The 451-nt window shown below is 70.7% G+C and carries 1 protein-coding gene; it reads left to right on the forward strand.

Annotated elements, in window-relative coordinates:
• Positions 1-451 (forward strand): transposase (locus tag ACQRAP_RS08710; protein ID WP_427795404.1); only part of this gene is annotated, 451 nt, incomplete at both ends.

The raw sequence follows: 451 nt of genomic DNA on the forward strand, positions 1-451 counted from the left end.
TCCTCGGGTGGCTCCTCTCCAAGGACTCCCAGGCGGCGATGCCGGGCGGCGGGCGGTCCTTCAGGCGCAGGACGGCCGAGTTCTGGGAGGTCTGGCCCATGCCCGTCCCCGACGGCGAGCTGCACCGCGTGCTCTACGTCGACGGGATCTGGGTCGCGCGCGACCTCGTGGTGCTCATATGCTGCAGCGGCGAGAGGGTGGTCTCCTGGTACATGGCAAGGTCGGAGAACTCGAGGGCGTGGTCGGCCCTCATGGCGCCGATCCCGGCGCCCGAGGTGGTCGTCACCGACGGCGGGAGCGGGTTCGCCAAGGCCGTGCGCGAGACCTGGCCGCGCACCAGGGTCCAGAGATGCACCTTCCACGCCTTCTCGCAGGTCAAGCGCTACACGACGACGCGGCCGAAGCTCCAGGCGGGGCGCGAGCTCTACCTCATCGCGCGCGACCTCATGGG

Origin of the sequence: Collinsella sp. SGI.180 (assembly GCF_050313455.1) — a bacterium.
In the GTDB taxonomy this organism is placed as follows: Bacteria; Actinomycetota; Coriobacteriia; order Coriobacteriales; family Coriobacteriaceae; genus Collinsella.